We start from the raw sequence: 18,936 nt of genomic DNA, 5'->3' as shown, positions 1-18,936 counted from the left end.
TGCGTGCGGCTGTGAATCTGTGATCAGGCGATGTACGGCTTGCCGTAGACCGGCTCCTTGTACGGAATCGGCGGCAACTGCCACGTGCCGGTCGAAGGCGGCCTGACTTCGGCGTCCACGTGTACGTCGATCACGCAGGGCCGCCGGTTCCTGAGCGCCTGCTCCACAGCATTGCCAAGGTCCTGTGCACGCGTGACGGTCATGCCATCGGCGCCGCACGCGCGCGCCCATGCGGCGAAGTCGGGGTTGTAGCGTTCGCCGGTTTGCCCCTTGTAGAAGGCCGTGCCGATCTCGCGGCCATCGAACAGACCGTATTGCAGATCGCGAATCGCGCCCCACGCGAAGTTGTTCCAGATGATCCACACCACCGGCAGGTCGTATTCGACGGCGGTGCACAGCACGTACGGCGTCATCGTGAAGCCGCCGTCGCCGACCACCGCGACGCACGGCCGGTCAGGCGCGGCGAGTTGCGCGCCGAGCACGCCACATACGCCGAAGCCCATCGACGAATAACCCCAGCTGTTCAACATGCTCTGCGGGCGCTTCGGCTTCCAGAACTGCATGAACCAGTTGTGATGCACGCCTGAATCGAGCGACAGAATGACATCGTCGGGAAGCGCTTTCTGCAACGTGCCGACCACGAACTCTGGCCGCAGCGGGCTCGTGGAATCGCTGAAGTGCGGACGCACGAACGCTTCCCACTGACGCACCCAGCCGAGCACTTCTTCGGCCCACGGCGCGTAGCGCCTCGCCTCGATCGCCGGACGGCCGGGCAGCGCATTGAGCAACTGCCGCGTGAACACTTTCGCATCGGCGACGATGCCGACCGTCACCGCATAGTTGCGCCCCAGTTCGTTCGGATCGATATCTACGTGCACGAGCCGCGTCTTCGGGAAATTCCACGAGTAGCCCGGATGCCAGCTCGACGACGAACGGTCGTCGAAGCGCGTGCCGATCGTCACGACGAGGTCGGCCTGGCGGCCCGCCTCGTTGGCGGCATACGCGCCGTTGCGGCCGATGAAGCCGAGCGTCAGCGTGTCGTCCGCCGGCACGCAACCCATGCCGTTCGGCGACGTGATCACCGGAATGCGCAGCGTCTTCTGCAATTCGGCCAGCTCCGGCCCCGCTTCGGCGAGCGTCGCACCATGGCCGATGAAGAGCACCGGCTTGTGCGCGGCGGCGAGCAGATCCAGCACGGCGGCAAGGTCGGCGTCGCTCGCGCCGGGCCGCACCCGGCGGCCGATCTGCGAGGCGGGCGGCAATTCGACATCGGCCTCTTCCTGAAACACGTTGTACGGTATGTCGAGATTCACCGGACCGGGACGGCCCGTAACCATCGTGTCCATCGCCTGACGCAGCGCGAGCGGCAGCATGTCGACGCGCGACGGCTGGAACGCGCGCTTGACGACCGGCCGCATGACCTGCGCGAAATCCGCCTGGTTGTGCTGATAGAGTTCCTGGAACGGCCCGCGATTGTGCTGCGACGTCGGCACGTTGGCGCTGATCGCCATGAACGCCGAGGAATCGGCCAGCGCGGTGGCGAGCGACATCACCATGTTCGCCGAACCGGGGCCGGTGGACGTCAGCGTCGCGACCGGACGGTGCTTCACGCGGAAGTACGCATCGGCCATGTGTCCCGCGCACTGCTCGTGACGCGGGGAGATCAGTTGCAGTTTGTCGCGCACGTCGTACAGGGCATCGAGAATCCCGACATTGCCATGACCACAGATGCCGAACACGTACGGCACGTTTTCCTTGACCAGCGTCTCGGCGATCAGTTGACCGCCCTTCATCATCGGCATTGCATCGTCCCCTTCATGTACTCAGCGTGATCAAACGTTCTTCGCTCATCTCCCGCACCGCGTAGTGCGGCCCTTCGCGTCCGAAGCCGGAGTCCTTGCTGCCGCCGTACGGCATCAGATCGACCCGCGAACTCGACGTCTCGTTGATGTGCACGCCGCCCACGTGCAGGCGGCGCGCCGCTTTCAGCGCCACGTCGAGGCGGTTCGTGAAGAGCCCGGTCGCGAGCCCGTACGGCGTGGCGTTGACGCGGTCGATCGCTTCGTCGAGCGTGTCGAACGGCACGAGCGACATCACCGGGCCGAACACTTCCTGGCAACTGACCTGCGAGGCGGGATCGACGTCGGCCAGCAGCGTCGGCGGCACGACCGCGCCGTCGCGCGCGCCGCCCACCAGTCGGCTTGCACCTCGTGCCACCGCATCGTCGATCCAACGCTCGATGCGCTCGGCCGACGCAAGGCTGATGACGGGGCCGACCAGCGTCGCCGGGTCGCGTGGATCGCCGAAGCGCAGTTCGCCCACCAGTCCGGTCAGGCGCGCCTTGACCTCCGCGAGGCGGTCGCGTTGCACGAGCAGCGTCTGGATCGACGTGCAGACCTGTCCCGCTTTGCGGTAGCCTGCCGCGACGATTTTCGGCAGCGCCTGATCGAGGTCGGCGTCATCGCCGACGATCGTAAACGCGATGCTGCCGAGTTCCATCTGCGTACGGCGCAGGCCCGCGCGCTGCTGGATCGAACGTCCGACTTCGGTACTGCCCGTGAACGCGAAAAAGCGCACGGCGGGCTCGTCGATCAGCCACCCCGCCACTTCCGCACCACCGTGCACCACCGTAATGAGTCCCGGCGGCAAACCAGCTTCGAGCAGACTCGACGCCATCAGATTCGCGAGCGTGGGCGTATGCGTCGAAGGCTTCAGCACGACGGCGTTGCCGGCTGCGAGCGCGGGCGCGACCTTGTGCGCGACCGTGTTGAGCGGCGCGTTGAACGGCGTGATTGCGCACACCACGCCCAACGGCACGCGAATCGTGAAGCCGAGGCGGCCTGCCTGCTGCGGCGCGCCGTCGAGCGGCACCATGTCGCCGGCCAGCCGGCGCGCTTCTTCCGCCGAGAGCCTGAAAGTCTGCAGACAGCGCTTGATCTCACCTTGCGCATCGGTAAGCGTAAACCCGCCCTCCGTCTGCAATGCGCCGACGAGCTGCTGCGAATCGCGTTCGAGCAGCGCTGCGGCGCGCTCGAGCACGGCGCCTCTTTCATACGGCGTCAACGTCGATGCCGCAAAGGCACGCTGCGCTGCCGCCACCGCGATGCGCACCTGGTCCTGCGACGCGAGATGCAGGTTCGCACATCGCGTCAGCCGGTATTTGTCGAGCACCGCGATGCGTTCGACGCCATCGGCCCACTGGCCGTCGATCAGGAGTCGTACCTCAGGCAGGGCAGTGAATGATTCGGTCATCGAAATTAGGCTCCATGCGATAGCAAGCAGTGTAGAGGCGCGGTTTCGCGAGCAAAACTATTGTTTTCCGAGACCACCTATACGGTCAGCTTATGGCCGAGCGCGTGCCGCGCCGCGATCACGCCGAACACCAGCGCCGGGCCGAGCGTGATGCCGGGGCCAGGATACGCGCCGTTCATCACCGAGTGCATGTCGTTGCCGCACGCGTAGAGGCCGTCGATCGGCGTGCCGTCGGCGCGCAGCACGCGCGCATGCGCGTCGGTGACGAGGCCGGCGGCCATGCCGAGATCGGCGGGAAACACGGCGACCGCGTAGAAAGGGCCGTGCTCTATCGGCGCGACGCAGGGATTGGGCTGGCGGTCCGCATCGCCCAGATGACGCTGGTACATGTTGCCGCCCCGGCCGAATTCGCCGTCGCGGCCTTCTCCTGCATCGACGTTGAAGCGCTGCACGGTTTGCACGAACGCCGCACGCGGCACGCCGATGCTGTCGGCTAGAGCATCCAGCGTGTGCGCCTTCCTGAGGTAGCCGCTCGCGACGTCGCGCCGGGTCGATAGCGCGAATGGGCGCACGCGGCCGAGCCCGTATTTCCAGAGAAAGCGGCTATCGCAGACGAGCCATGCGGGGATCGCAGCGTCGGCATCGCGAAGCTGGGCCCGCACAAACTCGTGATAAGAAACCGCCTCGTTGACGAAACGTTTGCCGTGCCGGTTCACAGCAATCAATCCCGGCTTCGCGCGATCAGTCACGGTGTGAGGGAATACGGCTGAAGACCCGTCTTCCCGTTGCCAGCAGGACACGGGTACCCAGAAAGCCAGCGCATCGTCCACGCCTCGCGATGGTGGGCTCAATGCAGCGCCCGCTGCCTGCGCGAGGCGAGCCCCGCCTGCCTGCACACCTGCGTTTGCGGTAGCGGAGCGCTGTCCCGCCTGGGCGGGCACGAACGACGCGCGCAGTGCCATATCGTGCGAGATGCCACCTGTCGCGAGCACCACGGCCCGCGCGCGCACTTCCTTCGCGGTCCCGTCGATTCGCAGCCGCAGACCCGCGACCCGGCCACCATCCAGCACGAGGCGATCGACCTGCGCGTTCAGCACGATTTCGACGTCTAGCTCACGCGCCGACTTGAACAATCTGGCGGCGAGCGCATTGCCGAGCACGAGCGTCGTCCCGCGATGGGCGCGCAGCCGCTCCCGCGCGTATCGGCCGATCAGCTTGAGCACGTCCCACGTGGCGGCCGGCGATTTGCCGAGGCGACGCAGCTTCGGAATGTCCTCGCGGCTGATCATCATGCCGCCGAACAGCATGAATTCGGGCAATGGATCGCGCAGCAGTGCGAAGTCCTTGCCGAGTTCGCGGCCGTCGAAGGGAACGGGTTCGAGCACGCGTCCGCCGGGCGTCGCGCCGGGAAGATCGGGATAGTAGTCGGGATAGCGGCGCACCGGGCGCAGCTTTAGCGCGGTGTGGGCTTCGAGGTCGCGGATCGCCGCGTCGCCTTGCTGGAGAAAGGCCTGCATGCGTGCGTCGTTCGTCGCGCCCGGCACCGTTGCTTCGATGTAGCGACGCGCCGCTTCCTCGCTATCGTCGAGGCCCGCGTCCTTCATCTTGTGGTTCGCGGGAATCCAGACCATGCCGCCGGAAATCGCCGTGGTGCCTCCAACCCGGCTGGTGTGCTCGAGCAACAGCACGCGATGTCCTTCCGCCGCGCCGATGGAAGCGGCCGCTAGCCCCGCCGCGCCCGCGCCGACCACAATCAGATCGTAGTTTTCGTCTGTCATGGAGACGCAGTGTAAGCGCGTGAACCGCGAGCGCGGGACTACCGATTTCCGATGGCGGTTATCGCTTTCTGCTATGGCTGCGGGTGTTGCGTGGCGAAAGCGGTGGAGAGATTGGTAACGAGGCGGAGCGAAACGGCGTGGCGTTTGCAGGGAGGCACGCGGCGCGTGCCCCTATGCCCAGAGAATGTGCGCTCGAATTCAGGCCAGGCCGAATACCTCGGCCGCGCAGTAACGAAAAGCCCGCTGCCGATACTCGACCGGCGAGCAGGCTTCCAACTTTCGATCAGAAATCGATCTTGGCATTCAGGCTGACCGTACGCGGATCGCCCGGCGCAATATAGTTTTCGTACTGGAACATCCAGTAGCGGCGATTCGTGATGTTATCGATCGCCGCGCGCAGCGTCACGTCGTGGCCACCGATGCGAGTCATATAGTTCGCACCGACGTTCACGAGCATATAGCCGCCCGTCTGCAGATTGCCCGCCGGACGTACTTCCATGTTGCCCGTGTATTTCGTATCGGCGCCCACCTGCAGGCCCGGCACGAACGGAACATCGTAGGTCACGCGCGCAGCGGCAACGAACCGCGGTGCACCGGCAACGCGGTTGCCGTTATACGTCTGCCCCTTCGCGTACCACGTGTCGAGCAGCATGACGTCGCCCGCCACCTGCCAGCTGCGGCCCAGGCGCACGCTGCCGCCCGCTTCCATACCCTGATAGATCGACGTGCCGTCCTGCGTCAGCACGTGCTGGTCGTTCTCATACGTGGCGCCGCGCTCGATACGGAACAGCGCGGCATTCGCGCTCCAGCTCCCGTGCTCGCTCTTGATGCCGACCTCATACTGGCGCGAGCGCAGCGGGTTCAGCAGCGCCCCGGCGTTCGCGTAATTGCTGGCGACGGTCGTCCCTTGCTCCAGCGACTCCACGTAGCTCGCGTAGACGGTCGTGTTCGGCTCGAGCTTGTACATGAGCGCGAAGGTCGGCGTGACGACGCCATTGTGTCCGTACGACGACGCCAGCGAGCCGTTCACGTTGTACGTCTCCTGATCGTAGTTCGTGACGCGCACGCCCGCGAGCACCGACCAGCGGCTCGTCAACTGGATCGTGTCGCTCGCAAACACCGATTTCTGCGTGATCTCGCTCGCGCGGTACTTGTCGAGACCCGCGCCAGAGTAATAGCGCCACGGATTCGGCTGGAAGAGGTTGCCGTTGCCGAGTTCGAAGTAGTACGAAACAGCGCTGTAGTCGTTGGTCTGATGCTGCCACGACGCGCCGAGCACCAGTTGATGCATGAACGGGCCGGTCTTCACCTTGCCTTCGAACATCCCCTGCCAGTAAATGTCCTGGTGACCTTCGTCGCCGTTCCAGCGGTTGTCGGTGTAGTCGCCCGCCTGGTTGAGCAGCGTGAGCGTGCTCTCGTTACGGTCGCGCGTCGACTTGCTGTAACTCAGCGACGTATTGAACGACCAGTCCGGCGTGATCTGGTAGCGCACGCCTCCCGTGTAAAGCTGAAGGTTCGTGTTCAGATGCTGATCGGTGCCGCCCAGCAGATTGCTGCCGCCGCTGATCGTCGCGGGCAGATTCGCCGCCGTGTAGCTGCCCGTGTAGATCGCCGGCGTCCCGCCGCTCGAACGGCTTTGCTGATAGATCGCATTGAAGTAGACGGCGAGGTCGCGCGTGAGCTGGCCGTCCAGCGCCAACGCTACCGAATTGCGGTTGATGTCGCCGGCGTTATAGGTCTTGCCCGCCTCGTGCGTGTAGTTGATGCGCGCGCCGAACATCCCGTCCGGGCCGAAACGGCGGCTCAGGTCCACATGCTGGCTCAGCACGCCGTCCATCCGATAACCCAATGAGGCGCTCGTCACCGGTTCGGCCGCAGGTTTTTTCGTCACGTAATTGACGACGCCGCCTGGTTGCGCGAAACCATACATGAATCCGCCGAGGCCCTTGAGCAATTCCACCCGTTCCAGATTTTCATAGGGCATAGTGATGCCGTATGAAATGAACGGATTGCCGTCGATACGAAAGCCGTTTTGCCAGTCGATCGGCAGGCCGCGAATCGTGATGTATGTCGCCCACGCGTTGTACGCGTTGCTGCTGTCGGTCACCGAAGCGTCGCCCGCGAACACGTCGCCGAGCTTGTTGGCCTGGCGGTCGGCGAGTTCTTCGCCGGTCACGATGGTGGTCGAAAACGGCGTCTCCAACTGCGAGCGCGAGCCGAGCGCGCCGGCCGAAATCGGCGTATTCAGATGCAGCGGCGAGTCTGCCTGGGCAGCCGCCGTCACTTTGACGGCAGGCAATGCCTGTTCGCCGCGGCCCGCCTCCGGCGCGCCCGCTGTCACGCCGGAGGCGGCAGCCGGCACCGCGGCGTCGGCATTGGCGTTGCTCTGAGCAAAGGCATGCTGAGACGCGGCGGCAAAAGTCAGCCACGCGGCAACGTGCAGAGGACGGTAAGGCATGAGCCCGGTACGGCGTTTGGTTTGTTGATTTTTCATGTCTGACAGGACCGAGGCGTCTGCGCCTCACGTTGTGAATGGGAATCATTCTCAAAGGCGCGATACTAGCAAAGCGGGCGTCCATTTAAAAGCCTTACGTTGCAATTCGATTGCCTTACGGCCTCTTAAAAGCGCCGCATGGCCCGCCACGCGGGTTTCCCCCGCTCTTCTGACCCGGATGACCCGCCCCCGCACGAACCCCCACTCGGCGAAGGGGTATAAAGTCTGACGAAATGGGGAAAACGAACTTTTCGTGGTCCCGACCGACGCCCCCCGCGCACACCGCCACCAATCCCACGCTTCTTCGATCCACAGCGACTTTTCAGCCGATACGGCTCATGGCTCGTTCATGCGCAGCGAGTCAATTTATTGATTCGGATTCCTTTTAATGTGTCATTTGACCTTGCCAGACGGCGAGGAAATTTCTATGATCCTCAAACGCGAATCAATCTCATTCGCACCTGAGTCGCCTATCACGCTGCCGGCGTTCTACTGTGTCCGTTGCGTGACGCTCGTGTTTTCCGTCCATCGTTGATGGCATCCCAACATGGTCCTACCCGGTCAAAGAGGAAACTCAATCATGAGTACAACGAATATCTTCCATGAGCACGAGCCCCGTACTGCAGGTGCGGGCTCCGTTGCCGGGACGAACCCGGCGGTTCTCGATTTCATCGCGATCGGTCTGGGCCCGTTCAACCTGAGTCTCGCGTGTCTCGCCGATCCGATCCGCGATCTGCACGGTCTTTTCCTCGAACGCAACGAAGACTTCGACTGGCATCCCGGCATGCTGATCGACGACACCACGCTGCAAAATCCCTTTCTGGCCGACCTCGTCAGCCTCGCCGATCCGAAGAGCAAGTTCAGCTTCCTGAACTACTGCAAGCAGGAGGGCAAGCTCTACGCGTATTACATCCGTGAGCGCTTCTATTTGAGCCGCGAGGAATATAACCGTTACTGCAAATGGGCAATCAGGCAGCTTTCCAGCATCGCTTTCGGCTCTAGCGTGGAGAACGTCGAATACGATCGCGAGCGCGCCCATTACGTTGTGAGCGGGCGTCATGTGCGCACCGGTGAAGTCTTCGCGCATCGCGCGAAGCGGCTCGTGGTCGGCGTGGGTTCGGTGCCGCAACTGCCGGCCTGTTGCGACGAAATGCGCGAGCGCTGCATTCACAGCGCGCATTACGTGGCGTGCAAACACGAATTGCAGCAGAAGCGGTCGATTGCGGTGATCGGCAGCGGCCAGAGCGCCGCCGAAATCTTTCACGATCTTCTCAAGGAAAGCGATAAGTACAACTATTCGCTCACGTGGATCACGCGTTCACCGCGCTTCTTCCAGATGGAGAACACCAAGCTCACACTGGAAATGATCTCGCCCGACTACATCGACTACTTCTACAACCTGCCGCGCAATGTGCGCGAAAGCATCATTGCGAAGCAGGACAGTCTCTACAAAGGCGTGAATGCTTCGTTGATCAACCAGATCTACGATCTGCTCGATGACCGCCGCAGCCGCGGTCATCGTAACGCGCGGCTCATCACAAATTCGGAGCTGACCGGCTGCCATCACGATCACATCGACGACCGCTACCATCTGCACTTCGTGCAGCGCGACGAGGGCGTGCAGTACACGCACATCACCGACGGCGCGATCTTCGCGACCGGCTACCGGCAGAATGTGCCGGGTTTCATCGACGGCATTCGCGAGCGCATCCGCTGGGACGATAACGGGCATTACCTCCTGTCGCGAAACTATGCGATCGATGTGAACGAACGCGATATCTTCGTCCAGAACGCCGGGCTTCTCAGCCACGGGCTGACCAATCCCGACCTCGGCATGAGCTGCTACCGCAATTCGTGCATCCTGCGCGAACTGACCGGCGTCGAGCACTACAAGATCGAGCGGCGCATCGCGTTGCAAGATTTCTCGGTGCCCGATACGGAGGCGTTCGTGAAAGCGCCTTTGGAGGCGCGATGAAATTGCGCAACATGATCATCCTCATGACGACCTTCGCGGTCGTCAGCGACGCGATCCTGATTCCGTTTTATCCGCAGTTCTTCGCCGCGCGCTACGGCGTGACGAGCCCTGTGCACGCGGGCGCCTACGTGGCGTTCATTTCGATCGTCGTGATGCTGACGTTGCCCATCTGGGCACGCATCGCCAAACGGCTCGACGCCATGCATCTTCTCGTCTATACGCAATGCGCAGCCGGTGTGCTTTCGATGGCGAGCTACTGGGCGTCGACACTGCCGCTCTTCTGGGTGCTGTCGCTCGCGATGTTCATGTGCAAGAGCAGCTATCTGCTGATGTACCCGTACATGATGCGGCTCGAGCCGAAGGAGTCCCACGCGCATACGATCGGGCTGCTATCGGTGGTCGTGCACTTCGGCGCGATCGCGGGCGCTGTTGCGGGCGGCTTCGTGATGCAGGTCTGGAACGCGCACACCTGCATCTTCGCGATGGCCGCCGGCGACTTCGCGCAGATGGCGATCTGCATGTGGCTGATCCGCTCGCACGCCATCGCACGGCGCTGCCGCTTCGCAGACGAAGCGACCGCTCAGGCTGGGGACGCGCGTCCGAAGCTGAGCACACGGTTGCCGATTTTGCGGCTCGCGTTGTTGATGCTTGCGTTCGACTTCTGCGTGTACCTGATCCGGCCGTTCATGTCGTCCTACTGGCAAAACACGAGCGGCTCGCCGAGCGAGTTGCTCTCCGGGCTCGTTTTCGCGATTCCCGGCATGGTCGCACTCGTCGCGTTGTATATCAACAAGCACACCGCCGGACAAGGCCGGCGCCTGCCGGATCAGATGATCCCGAATCTGCTGCTTTGCACCGTGGGCATGCTGCTGCAAGGCGTCGAAGCACCGCTGTGGATCATCGTCGGGCGCGTGCTGTTCGGCTGGGCGTTCTTCCAGATCGTCGTCAAGCTCGACGTGACGATGTTCGCGCTCAGTACGCCCGCCTCGTATGCGACCGACTTCAGCGTGATCAACTTCTTCCAGAACCTCGGCGTGCTGCTCGCTTCGTTCGCCGCCGGCGCAATCGTCGATGAAATCAGCTTGCGCGCGCCGTTCTTCATCGCGTCGGCGGGCCTCTTGCTGTGCGCGCTCATGAGCATCTGGCTGCTCGAGCGCCGGCCCGCTCGCGACACGCAACATACCGCGCTCGCCGATGCCGCGCTTTCCAACGACCTTGCCAACACAGGAGCCACCGGCCATGCGAACTGACATCGCCTCCGACGAAATCGCACTGCGTGCGGCCGCGCCGTTATCTGCCGCGCGACTCGCAGATAACCCCGCGAACTCGCACCACGCAACGCTCTGCGCAACGGTGAACGGCTTTTACATCCGCCCGCTCGACGTCAAACGCGACGCGCCCACGCTGCACCGCTGGTTCATCGAAGAGCGCGCCGCCTTCTGGAACATGCAGGACAAGAGCGCCGACCAGGTCGCCGCGTTCTATCAGGCCATCGAAGACTCCGGTCACGCACGTGCATGGATCGGCAGTCAGCATGGCGCGAGCGCCTTTCTCTTCGAGAGCTACGACCCGGCGCACGACGAAGCGGGCGAGCACTACGACGTGCGCGACGGCGACCTCGGCATGCATCTGTTCGTCGGACCTGCCGCGACGCCCGTGCCCGGTCATACACGCCGCGTGTTTCAGACGCTGATGACGTTCCTGTTCGACCACCTCGACGCCGAGCGCATAGTCGTCGAACCGGATGCGCGTAACACGCGTATCCACGCACTCAACCGCGCGATGGGCTTCGTCTATACGAAGAACGTCGCGTTCCGCGAGAAAACCGCCTCGCTCGCGTTCTGCACGCGAGCCGACTTTTACGCCACCCTTCAAAAGACTACCGCAAAGGATCTCAAGTCATGACTCAACCGACGACGCAACCTTCGATGCAACACGTGACGCTCGCCCCGCAACAGGCCACCGTGCATCTCACGCCCGACGTATGGGCTAACGCCAACCGCATGCTGGTTCGCAAGGCGCTCGCCGAATACGCGCATGAGCTGATCGTCGAGCCGACGCGAATCGGCGACGCGCCCGGCGAACACCATGCCCGCTACGAAGTGAAGTCCGACGACGGCACGAGCATCTACAGCTTCGAAGCACGGCAACTCGCGCTGCGTCACTGGAGCATTCGTCCGGAGTCGATCGTGTGGACGCGGGACGGTGCGCAACAACCGCTGGACGCGCTCGCCTTCATCCTCGACGTAAAGGGTCGTCTCGGCATCAAGGAAGAGATGCTGCCGATCTATCTCGACGAAATCAGCAGCACGCTGTATGGCGCCGCGTACAAGGCGGTTAAAGTTGGCCCCGATACGCCCGATCTGCTGAACGCCGACTTCCAGGCCATCGAAACCGCGATGAGTGAAGGTCACCCAGGCTTCGTCGCCAACAATGGCCGCCTCGGCTTCGACGCGGGCGACTATCGCGCGTTCGCGCCGGAAGCAGGTTCGCCGATTCAGGTCGTATGGCTCGCGGTTCATAAGGACAACGCCGCCTTCCATTGCAGCGACGACCTCGACTACGCGCGCCTCATGGACGACGAACTCGGCGCGCCAACCATCGCGCGATTCAGGGAGATCGTGGAAGCGAGTGGCTGTAACTTCGACGACTACCATCTGATGCCGGCTCATCCGTGGCAGTGGTTCAACAAGCTGTCGATCGCGTTCGCGTCGTACGTCGCGACGAATCGCATCATCTGCCTGGGTTATGGCGACGACCGCTATATCGCGCAGCAATCGATCCGGACGTTCTTCAACCTCTCGGACCGCTCGAAGCGCTACGTGAAGACTTCGCTGTCGATTCTCAACATGGGATTCATGCGCGGTCTTTCGCCGTACTACATGTCGGGCACGCCGGCGATCAACGACTACATCAAGGGCCTCGTCGCGAGCGATCCCTACTTGCAGCAGAAGGGTTTCACGATCCTGCGCGAAGTCGCGTCGCTCGGCTTTCGCAATCGCTATTACGAAGCGGCCGTGCAAGTCGACAGTCCTTACAAGAAGATGTTTTCGGCACTCTGGCGCGAGAACCCGCTGACACTCGCGGGCGAAGGCCAACGCCTGATGACGATGGCGGCGCTGCTGCACACCGACCGCCACGGCCGCGCGCTGCTGCCCGCGCTCATCGACGCGTCCGGACTCGGCGTGCAGGCGTGGCTCGAGCGCTACCTGAACGCGTATCTCGCGCCGCTCGTACATTGCTTCTACACGCACGACCTGGTGTTCATGCCGCATGGCGAGAACCTGATCCTCGTGATGGAGAACCACGTGCCGGTGCGCGCGATCATGAAGGACATCGCGGAGGAATCCGCGATCCTCAATAAGGACGCCACGCTCCCCGACAACGTGAAACGGCTCGCGGTGGATGTACCTGAACGCGTAAAGCTGCTGGCGATTTTCATCGACGTGTTCGACGGATTCTTCCGCTACGTCAACCAGATTCTCGTCGAGCACGGCTGCTGCAGCGAGGATGTATTCTGGAACTCGGTGGCAAGCTGCGTCGCACGCTATCAGGCAGAGCATCCGCAGCTCGCGCAGAAGTTTGCCGAGTACGACCTGTTCGCGCCGGAGTTCCTGCATTCGTGCCTCAACCGTCTGCAGCTCGGCAACAATCTGCAGATGGTCAATCTGTCGGACCCCGCTGGCAATCTGAAGATGGCGGGCAATCTCCAGAACCCGCTCGCGGGTCGGCGCGCGGCACCGAAGGAAGTCGCAACGGGTGCGCTCGCGGAAGCAGTTGAGGCATAAGCATGACGGCGAACCGCACACTGGAAGATCTCCTGCGGCTCGCCGCACGCGTAGTGCCTGGCTTGCGCGGGGTGGTCGCAGACTGCGCAAGCTCTTCGCCGCCTCGCAACGACGAGTCCGCGCGTGGCGCAACGCACTTTCGCCCTCCCCGTCGCGACGGCAATCGTGTTGCGCTGGAAGCGCTGCTCAGTTTCTGGACCAAGGGATATCCCGAAACCGGACGTGCGTACTGGTCGTTGCGCTGCTGGGGCATTCTGATCTGGCAGCCGATTTACCTGAGCGTGATCGGCGTCCACGCAGCGCAGCGCGCGCTGTCGCTCGATCGCATCGAGCAGCCTATCGAGAACGGCTGGACCCGCGAAGTGCGATTGCCCGACCACGTGCCGGCGCAGGGCGATCCCGACACACTGATCGACCGCGCCGCGAGTGAGATTGCCGCCTGCTGCGCGCAGATTTTCGACGAACTGTCGAGCGTCATCCGGCTCAATGCTCACGCCGCGCGGTGCATGCAGGCCGATTGCGTGCTGGCGGCGCTGCTCGCTTTGCGACCCACGCACCCCGGCTGGAGCCACGCGCATATCGAAGCGCTCGGCGAGCGTTGGCTCGGGGCGCTCGCACTCGCAGGCCGCGGCGGCTTTTTCGCTTACGCGCGCAGCGACGGCGCGAGCGCGCTCGCGCTCGATCGCCAGACCTGCTGCTACCACTATCGCCGGCGCGATGGCGAACTTTGCAGCACGTGCCCGCGACTGGAACAACGCGAGCGCATCGTGCGCCTGAATGCGGAACGGGATGCCATGCCGGCCGCGTGAACGCGAACGCACGCGTACCTGGCATCCAACCGAAATGGAAACGACCGATGAACGACATCAGCAACATGACGCATCTCGCGCCGCCGTCCGATGCGCAAGACGCGCAGCTGCAACTGCCGGCAAGCGCCTATTTCGACGAAGCGCTGTTCGAGCGCGAAATGGCGCGCATCTTCACGAACGCCGCGCTCTATGTGGGCCACGAACAGTCGGTGCCCGCGCCTGGCGACTGGCGCCGTCTGCCGCAGGAGGAAGGCGGCCGCGTCCTCGTGCACAACGCGAGCGGCGTGCAGTTGCTCTCCAACGTGTGCCGTCATCGCCAGGCGCTGATGCTGGGCGGCGAAACAGGCGACGTGGGCGGCGCCGCGCAGTCGAGCGGCAATCTCGCCGCGACCGGCGGCAACATCGTCTGCCCGCTGCATCGCTGGACCTATGACGGCAAGGGCGAACTGATCGGGGCGCCCGAGTTCGAACGCAAGCCTTGCCGTAATCTCGAACGCTTCGCACTGAAGAATTGCCACGGACTCCTCTACGAAGGACCGCGTGAACCCGCGCGGGATATGGCCAAAGTGTTCGCGCGCCCCGAATTCGATTTTTCCGGCTATGTGCTCGACCATACCGAAACGCACACCTGTCATTACAACTGGAAGACCTTCATCGAGGTCTATCTGGAGGACTATCACGTCGCTCCGTTTCATCCGGGGCTGGGCAAATTCGTGACCTGCGACGACCTCGATTGGGAATTTGCCGACACATACAGTATGCAGCGGGTCGGCATACATAACGCACTCGCGCAGCCGGGGTCGGATATTTATCGAGCGTGGCACGACCGGCTGCTCGACTATCGCGGCGGCGACGCGCCCTCGTTCGGCGCAATCTGGCTCGCGTATTTTCCGACGCAAATGATCGAGCTTTATCCGCATGTGCTCGTGGTGTCCACGCTCCATCCGAAAGGACCGCAGGAAACGCTGAACGTCGTCGAGTTTTTCTATCCGGAGGAAATCGCGGCATTTGAGCGCGAATTCATCGAGGCGCAGCGCGCCGCGTATCTGGAAACAATGATCGAAGACGATGAAATCGCCGAACGCATGGATGCGGGGCGCCTGCGTCTGCACCGGCGCGGCGTGAGTGACGCTGGACCGTATCAATCGCCGCTCGAAGATGGCATGCGCCACTTTCATGCGTGGTATCGGCGTGCGCTCGCCGCGCCTGCCGCGAGTTCGCTGAGCGGGGAGCATAAGGTGTTTGAACTGCGCGTCGTCGAGGATTCGGTGTGCTGAGGGCCGGGTGCGTAGTGTACGTGACGGCGATTGCTTCGCCGATCTTGCATACGGACGATCCGCCGCCGGCACGCGACGCTCCGGTGCCGCATGGAAGCGCGTGTCGTCGAGGCATGCGCTAACTGACAAGGAAGCCGCCCAAGGCAGCGGCACTGTATCTCCATCGCGCATGCCCGCATGATCCAACTAGAACGTAGTACGCATGCCGACCATCACACTGCGGCCGCCCTCTGGCGCGATATCCCGGACCACCGAACTTGCATAGCGGATCTCCTGATTCGTGAGGTTGTCTCCGCGAACATACGCAAGCCAGTTCGTTGCGCCGACGTGGAACTTATACGTCAAAATCAGGCCCAGCTTCGTATAGCTCGAAGTCGGCAGATCGTTGTCAGGGACGCGATTCTGGGCCCACGCATGCTCCATCTCCGCACGAGCGCCGAAGGGTCCGTAGCCATAGTCGACCGCGAGCGTCGCGCGCAGCGGCGCAATGCGAGGCAGCGCCTCGCCGTTGTCGAGGTCGCGAGCATGCGTGTAATCGGCAACGAGTTCGACGTCCACCTGGTGCGCGCCTTTCTCGAAGACGCGCCATCTGCCGTCGAGTTCGATGCCATAGAACTCCGCGCGCACGCCGCGATATACCGCTTCGTTCAACGCATCGTCGGTACCGCGCGGCACGACTTCGCCGTCGTCGTTGACGAGACGCCCCGTGTTGAATTCGGTCAGATAGTTCTTGAAGCGGCTGTAGAACACGCCAACGCTACCCTTGTTCGGGCCACTCGCAAAGCGCAATGACAGATCGGTCGACACGGCCTTCTCTTTCTGTGCATCCGGATTGCCGATCAGATACTGGCCCGTCGCATCGTGCGGCCCGTTTGCATAGAGTTCGTACAGCGCCGGCGCGCGCTCCGTATAGGCGGCATTGCCCGCCACCGACCACACTGGCGACAGTTTGTACAACGCACCGAGCGACGCGCTGAGCGCATTGAAGTCGCGGTCTGTCGCACTCGCGAACCTGTCGTTGCCGTTGGCCACGGGGTCCTGTTTTACGTGCTCGTAGCGTGCGCCCGCGCTGAGCTTGAAAGCGTCGGTGACGTTCCACTCTTCCAGCCCGAACAGCGCCACGTTGGTGGTCTGCGTGGTCGGGACGAGCGCTTCGTCGCCTAGCGCCGAAAACGTGTTCTGGCTGATCTGCACACCCACGGCACCCTCGAACGGGCCGATCTGCCGATGACGCGCTTCGATACGCGCTTCATAGCCATGGTTGCGAAAGGTCGTGCTGGTCTCGCCGTTGTCGATCTCCCTGTGCTCGTAGTCCGTGTAGCCGAAATCGAACTTCAGTTGCGAGAACGGCCCGCTCAGATTGCGTAACTCCGAGGCGAATGCTACGTGGTCCTGATGCATGCGAAGCCGCACGTTGTCTTCTGCGACCGAGCCGTAGTTGCCGTCGTAGCCGTTGTACGACAGACCTGCATAGCCATCGGCCCAGGTGTACGCACCGCCGAGCGCGCCGCCATGCCACCGGCCGTCGCTGTTTGGAATGCTGCCGTAGGCCTCGTCGGCATCCGGGCCGTCGAGCGCGCGCTGGCGATCGGAGTGCGCGAAACCTGGAATACGTTGCGTGCCGGTGTCCCGATCGAACGCATCGACGTGAAATGCAAATTGCCCATTGCCTCCTTCGACGAGGGCCGCGCCGGCGCGCGCGTCGTTGGCCCCGCCGTAGCTCGCGTCGACTGCACCCGTGACGCCGGTGATCGGCTCGCGCGGAATACGGTTGTCGATCGTATTGACGACGCCACCGATGGCGTTGCCGCCATAGAGAAGTGCCGCGGGCCCTCGGACGATCTCGACGCGATCGACCGTGAGGGGTTCCTGCGGCACGGCGTGGTCGTACGACAGCGACGATGCGTCCCAGGCCGCCACCCCGTTCTGCAGAATGCGGATGCGATCCCCATCCATGCCACGGATGATCGGACGACCCACCATCGGCCCATACGTCGTCGTGGACACGCCGGGCAGGCCGTTGAGCGTTTCGCCGAGTGAATTCGTTTGTCTGAAGGTGAGCGCGTCGCCGTACAGCGCAGTCGCCGGCGCGATGAGGTCGGTCGAGCCCAGTGGGTTCGCGGTGACGAAGACGGGCGCAAGCGCGCCCCCGGGCAATGCCTCCGGCGTCGCATTCTGTTGCTGGGCTTGCGCAGCGAACGCGAGCAAGGCCAATGAAGCAGGCGATAGCCGGCGGGCCCGCCGCGCGATGGAGCGTATAGGTTGTCTGTTCACGATCTTTTTCTAAGGGTTGACTTCGACCCCGGCGGCGCGTCGAATCGAAACGATATAACATTGCACAGAACCGCCGCCATGTGGTCGACAAAATTCCTGAAGGGTGGTCTCTTCCTCAGGTTACGGAGCTGTATGTTATAACATTACATTTAAGAAAAGAAGAGTGATCGTCGTTCGTATTTGTGCGCGCGGCGGCGCCCTTGAACGGGTAAGCGCAAGCATGCATACGCCCGCGCGTCTCTTCAGGGAGGAGACCTGCTCGAATTTCGGCCAGCGGCGTCAACAGGCGTTGCCTTGTCGAAACTGTGGCGAAGCTGATGTTGGACGGACTCGTTGTGACGGCCAAACATCCGCTTTCTACCCGCTCGTCATGAAATCGGGATTTTCCGCGACGATTTTCAGGAGAAAGTCCATCACTGCCCGGACATGGGGCGAACGACGCAAATCCCGATGCACGGCCATCCAGATGTCCCGTGAAAACGATTCGCCATCGTGTGGCAGGCGTTGCAGATTCGCACTCGTCTCCGCCAGAAAGCAAGGCAAGCCAGCTACACCCGCGCCTGCCTGAGTCGCGGCGAGGTGGCCCGTGATATCGCTGATCTCGCAAGCAATCGGTCTGCCGTTTGCAACGCTCATCAACCACTTTTGCTGGGGCATCTCCGCGAAGCCGGCATCGTAGACGATGAACTCCCAGGCAGCGGGATTATGCAAATGCGGATAGTCCCGGCTCGCGTACAAGTCGAAAGGCATACGCCCGAGCTTGCGTATTACGCTGGTCGCTTCATCGGGACGAAGCAGCCGTAAGGCGATATCCGCCTCTCTTCGGCTGAGCGAAACCTGCCGTGCGTCGCCCGAAACGGACAACTGGATGCTGGGATGGGCAAGCCGGAAAGCCCGCAGATGCTTCACCAGAAAACTGGCTACGAGCACCGGTGGCGCGCTCAGCGTGACTTTGCCGCTCAGCGGGGAAAGGCTGGCATCGAGGAATCGCTCGATCGCGTAGGCGTTGTCCTCCATGCCTTGCGCCAGTTCGAAAACACGCTGCCCGGCCGGCGTGAGCTTGCAGGCTCTGGGAAGCCGTTCGACCAGGCGAGTCTTGACCTGATCCTCGAGTGCGCTCAAGCGGCGGCTCACGGTCGCGTGATCCACCTTCAGTTTGCGTGCGGCCCCTGACAACGTACCGATGCGGGCGACCGCCAGGAAATGACGAATATTTTCCCAATCGAACATCTGTGCATTTTCTCAAGGACGGTGTGCGGTGATGTGGAATATTCGCACAAAGCTATTCT

At 62.9% G+C, this 18,936-nt stretch carries 12 protein-coding genes; 6 read left to right on the top strand and 6 right to left on the bottom strand.

Features of this window, described 5'->3' with window-relative positions:
- Window positions 1-23: 23 nt before the first annotated feature.
- The 4 genes from ACZ9H4_RS30515 to ACZ9H4_RS30500 form a co-directional block, all read right to left on the bottom strand.
- Window positions 24-1,802 (bottom strand): thiamine pyrophosphate-binding protein, encoded by a 1,779-nt coding sequence (locus ACZ9H4_RS30515; RefSeq protein WP_408152224.1) that lies wholly within the window; start codon window positions 1,800-1,802, stop codon window positions 24-26.
- Window positions 1,803-1,815: 13 nt separating this feature from the next.
- Window positions 1,816-3,252: an aldehyde dehydrogenase family protein gene (locus tag ACZ9H4_RS30510; protein ID WP_408141147.1), complete on the bottom strand. Its 1,437-nt coding sequence runs from the start codon at window positions 3,250-3,252 to the stop codon at window positions 1,816-1,818.
- 77 nt (window positions 3,253-3,329) lie between these two features.
- Complete coding sequence (locus tag ACZ9H4_RS30505; RefSeq protein ID WP_408141146.1) at window positions 3,330-5,030, bottom strand: FAD-dependent oxidoreductase; 1,701 nt, start codon at window positions 5,028-5,030, stop codon at window positions 3,330-3,332.
- Window positions 5,031-5,313: 283 nt separating this feature from the next.
- Window positions 5,314-7,524: a TonB-dependent siderophore receptor gene (locus tag ACZ9H4_RS30500; protein WP_408152223.1), complete on the bottom strand. Its 2,211-nt coding sequence runs from the start codon at window positions 7,522-7,524 to the stop codon at window positions 5,314-5,316.
- A 580-nt stretch (window positions 7,525-8,104) separates the two neighbouring features.
- Between ACZ9H4_RS30500 and ACZ9H4_RS30495 the strand changes: the two genes are divergently transcribed.
- Genes ACZ9H4_RS30495 through ACZ9H4_RS30470 form a run of 6 tightly spaced genes read left to right on the top strand, consistent with a single transcriptional unit; the run spans window position 8,105 to window position 15,373 of the window.
- Window positions 8,105-9,499 carry a lysine N(6)-hydroxylase/L-ornithine N(5)-oxygenase family protein gene (locus ACZ9H4_RS30495; RefSeq protein WP_408152222.1) on the top strand — a complete coding sequence of 465 codons (1,395 nt, stop codon included), beginning with the start codon at window positions 8,105-8,107 and terminating at the stop codon, window positions 9,497-9,499.
- Window positions 9,496-10,749, top strand: a complete 1,254-nt coding sequence (locus tag ACZ9H4_RS30490; RefSeq protein WP_408152221.1) for an MFS transporter — start codon at window positions 9,496-9,498, stop codon at window positions 10,747-10,749. Before ACZ9H4_RS30495 ends, ACZ9H4_RS30490 begins: the two co-directional genes overlap by 4 nt.
- Window positions 10,739-11,404, top strand: coding sequence for a GNAT family N-acetyltransferase (locus ACZ9H4_RS30485; protein ID WP_408141142.1), 666 nt, complete (start codon window positions 10,739-10,741; stop codon window positions 11,402-11,404). The genes ACZ9H4_RS30490 and ACZ9H4_RS30485 overlap by 11 nt, the downstream gene beginning before the upstream one ends.
- Complete coding sequence (locus ACZ9H4_RS30480; RefSeq protein WP_408152219.1) at window positions 11,401-13,287, top strand: IucA/IucC family protein; 1,887 nt, start codon at window positions 11,401-11,403, stop codon at window positions 13,285-13,287. The genes ACZ9H4_RS30485 and ACZ9H4_RS30480 overlap by 4 nt, the downstream gene beginning before the upstream one ends.
- Window positions 13,288-13,289: 2 nt before the next feature.
- The gene (locus ACZ9H4_RS30475) at window positions 13,290-14,096 is read left to right on the top strand and encodes a siderophore ferric iron reductase (RefSeq protein ID WP_408152218.1); all 807 of its coding nucleotides are present in this window, start codon (window positions 13,290-13,292) and stop codon (window positions 14,094-14,096) included.
- A gap of 47 nt (window positions 14,097-14,143) precedes the next feature.
- On the top strand, window positions 14,144-15,373 hold the full coding sequence (locus tag ACZ9H4_RS30470) for an aromatic ring-hydroxylating oxygenase subunit alpha (RefSeq protein ID WP_408152217.1): 1,230 nt from the start codon (window positions 14,144-14,146) through the stop codon (window positions 15,371-15,373).
- 186 nt (window positions 15,374-15,559) lie between these two features.
- Here ACZ9H4_RS30470 and ACZ9H4_RS30465 read toward each other — a convergent pair whose 3' ends face one another.
- Complete coding sequence (locus tag ACZ9H4_RS30465) at window positions 15,560-17,647, bottom strand: TonB-dependent receptor (RefSeq protein WP_408323331.1); 2,088 nt, start codon at window positions 17,645-17,647, stop codon at window positions 15,560-15,562.
- A 357-nt stretch (window positions 17,648-18,004) separates the two neighbouring features.
- On the bottom strand, window positions 18,005-18,877 hold the full coding sequence (locus ACZ9H4_RS30460) for a LysR family transcriptional regulator (RefSeq protein ID WP_408323330.1): 873 nt from the start codon (window positions 18,875-18,877) through the stop codon (window positions 18,005-18,007).
- Between the last annotated feature and the right edge of the window lie 59 nt (window positions 18,878-18,936).

This window comes from Paraburkholderia sp. TE9906, assembly GCF_056279605.1.
This window is presented reverse-complemented; position numbering and strand designations above follow the sequence as displayed.

What these genes read in the sequence shown, in the direction of transcription:
- ACZ9H4_RS30515 (WP_408152224.1), bottom strand. Translation starts at nt 1,802, where the DNA reads ATGCCGATGATGAAGGGCGGTCAACTGATCGCCGAGACGCTGGTCAAG.
- ACZ9H4_RS30510 (WP_408141147.1), bottom strand. Translation starts at nt 3,252, where the DNA reads ATGACCGAATCATTCACTGCCCTGCCTGAGGTACGACTCCTGATCGAC.
- ACZ9H4_RS30505 (WP_408141146.1), bottom strand. Translation starts at nt 5,030, where the DNA reads ATGACAGACGAAAACTACGATCTGATTGTGGTCGGCGCGGGCGCGGCG.
- ACZ9H4_RS30500 (WP_408152223.1), bottom strand. Translation starts at nt 7,524, where the DNA reads ATGAAAAATCAACAAACCAAACGCCGTACCGGGCTCATGCCTTACCGT.
- ACZ9H4_RS30495 (WP_408152222.1), top strand. Translation starts at nt 8,105, where the DNA reads ATGAGTACAACGAATATCTTCCATGAGCACGAGCCCCGTACTGCAGGT.
- ACZ9H4_RS30490 (WP_408152221.1), top strand. Translation starts at nt 9,496, where the DNA reads ATGAAATTGCGCAACATGATCATCCTCATGACGACCTTCGCGGTCGTC.
- ACZ9H4_RS30485 (WP_408141142.1), top strand. Translation starts at nt 10,739, where the DNA reads ATGCGAACTGACATCGCCTCCGACGAAATCGCACTGCGTGCGGCCGCG.
- ACZ9H4_RS30480 (WP_408152219.1), top strand. Translation starts at nt 11,401, where the DNA reads ATGACTCAACCGACGACGCAACCTTCGATGCAACACGTGACGCTCGCC.
- ACZ9H4_RS30475 (WP_408152218.1), top strand. Translation starts at nt 13,290, where the DNA reads ATGACGGCGAACCGCACACTGGAAGATCTCCTGCGGCTCGCCGCACGC.
- ACZ9H4_RS30470 (WP_408152217.1), top strand. Translation starts at nt 14,144, where the DNA reads ATGAACGACATCAGCAACATGACGCATCTCGCGCCGCCGTCCGATGCG.
- ACZ9H4_RS30460 (WP_408323330.1), bottom strand. Translation starts at nt 18,877, where the DNA reads ATGTTCGATTGGGAAAATATTCGTCATTTCCTGGCGGTCGCCCGCATC.